Raw genomic sequence first — 2002 nt, 5'->3', positions numbered from 1 at the left:
CGCGCAGCGGGCCCGGCGGGGCGCGGCGCGCAGCCCGACGCCGGGCGCGGCAGAAGCGCCAGTGGCCAGGCGGGCGGAGCCATGCGGCAGCGTGCAGAGGGCAGACCATCAGAGGGCCGTCTTGCGGGCGTCGTTCACCAGGCGGAAGGCGGTCTTCAGGTGACTGCGCTCCAGGGTGGACAGTCCGGCCGGGTCCAGCGCGTTGTCCGGGGGCTGGCCGTTGCGGATCTGGCGAGCCTGATGACGGGCGCGCAGGTTAGCGATGTACAGCCAGGCATCGGCCAGGTTTTCGGCCGTGCTCTCGTTGATAACCCCCGCTCGGGCCGCGGCGCTCAGGCGTTCCACCGTGCTGCGTGCCGCGCTGCCGGCGTGTAGGGCAAAGACCCGTGCCATGGCGACGATCGGCAGCAGCCCACGCATCTTCAGGTCGAGGGTGTCGGCGTGTGCGCCGCTGTCCTCCAGCACGAACTGGCGGAAGAAGCCGAGCGGTGGGGGCAGGTTGCGCGCCTGGTCGGCCAGGGTGCTCAGCAGGGCCTCGTGGCGCGCACCAACCTCCAATGCCTGTTGGCGCAATGGTTCGAACAGTTCGGCCGCACCGTGGATCACGCGCATGTCGAGGTAGTGGGTGGCCAGCATCGCATCGCGTGGGGCCGGGTGGTGCAGCACGCGTTCCATCTCGCGCGCCCAGTCAGCCGCGGGTCGGCGCCAGTCGGGATGGGTGGGATCGACATCGCCGGGGCAGGCGCGGATGCCGCAGGCGTCGAGGCCGGCGGTTACCCCGCGGGCAAGCTCCGCGAACCAGACGTCGACGTCCGGCGAGGCGTCATCGGCAATGATGAGAGCGGTGTCCTGGTCAGTGAACACGGTCTGCTCGTGGCGGCCCTGGCTGCCGCTCGCAAGCCAGGCAAACGCGCAGGGGGCCGGGCCGCGGTCGCGTTCGTCCAGCTCGATCAGGCGCTGGGTGAGTGTGTCGATCACCGTGGTAACAGTCTGGGTGAGTTGGGCGGCGTCGGCGCCGGCCTCCACCAGTTGCACCTGCAACTGGGGCAGGGCCTGCATTACGCCCTGCAGGCCGGCAAGGTCGTCGGCACGGCGCAGGTCGCGCACCAGGTAGATGGCGCTGGTGCCCTGGTGGCGGATCAGGTCGGTGCTGGAGAGGATGCCGGCCAGGGTCCCGTCGGCCTCGTGGACGACCGGGAGGTGGTGGATGTCGTGGCGCGCCATGCGCAGCAGGGCCTCGAAGGCGGGGGTGCCGCGCTCAACCGTGGTCAGCGGGCTGGCCATGGATTCGGCAACGGGCTGGCCGGGGTCCACGCCGTTGGCGACCGCACGGCGCAGGTCGGTGTCGGTGAGGATGCCGCAGGGTTCGCCCGGGCGCTCGGGCGTGTGCAGCAGCAGCGCGGAAATGTCGCCGCGGTCCATCAGGCGCGCGGCCTCGCGCAGGCTGAGCGTGCTGACCGCCAGTATCGGGTCGCAGGTCATCAGGGCGCGCACTGGCGTGGTTAGCAGGCTGCGGTCCCCGTGCCCGCCCTGTGCTGTGCGGTCGGTGGCCAGTGGGCGCGGGGCGTCGGCGTCGAGGAACTGGGCGATGGCGTCGTCGCGCGCGGCCAGCTCAAGGGCGCGATCCAGCGGCAGGTGGTAGACCAGGGCGTCCTCGGTGACCGGGCCCAGCGGGTGCGCCGGGGTGTTGGGGATGTGCACCAGATCGCCCTCGCCCAGGCGGTCGTGCAGGGTGTCCTGCGCGTCGCGGATCTCCAGCGTGCCGGTGCGCACGATCCACAGGCCGGGTTCGGCGTCCGGGGGAAAGCTGGTGCCCTCACGCAGGTAGCGCAGAGTGAGCTGGCGCAGAAAGGCATCCCGGCTGGCCTTTGGCAGGGGGGCCAGATCGGGGCAGTGGTCGAGAAACTCGCGGATCTCTTCGAGTTCGCCGTTCATGCGTGGGTCCGTGTGGGGTGGGGCAACCGGCAATCGACCGGGGTGGGGTCGATTGCCGCTTGGCCCG

Annotated in this window: 1 protein-coding gene and 1 pseudogene; both read right to left on the bottom strand. The window is 71.4% G+C overall.

The features are described from left to right. Positions 1 to 109, bottom strand: a pseudogene (locus B0684_RS13980) (3'-5' exonuclease); the annotation flags it as partial. Beyond that, complete coding sequence (locus tag B0684_RS13660) at positions 109 to 1935, bottom strand: putative nucleotidyltransferase substrate binding domain-containing protein (protein ID WP_018650386.1); 1827 nt, start codon at positions 1933 to 1935, stop codon at positions 109 to 111. The pseudogene B0684_RS13980 and the gene B0684_RS13660, both read right to left, overlap by 1 nt. Positions 1936 to 2002: the final 67 nt, after the last annotated feature.

The sequence above is a fragment of the Thioalkalivibrio versutus genome (genome assembly GCF_001999325.1).
GTDB classification, from domain to species: domain Bacteria; phylum Pseudomonadota; class Gammaproteobacteria; order Ectothiorhodospirales; family Ectothiorhodospiraceae; genus Thioalkalivibrio; species Thioalkalivibrio versutus.
The sequence above is the reverse complement of the archived record's forward strand: the minus strand, read 5'-3'. Positions and strand labels throughout refer to the sequence as shown.

What these genes read in the sequence shown, in the direction of transcription:
- B0684_RS13660 (WP_018650386.1), bottom strand. Translation starts at nt 1,935, where the DNA reads ATGAACGGCGAACTCGAAGAGATCCGCGAGTTTCTCGACCACTGCCCC.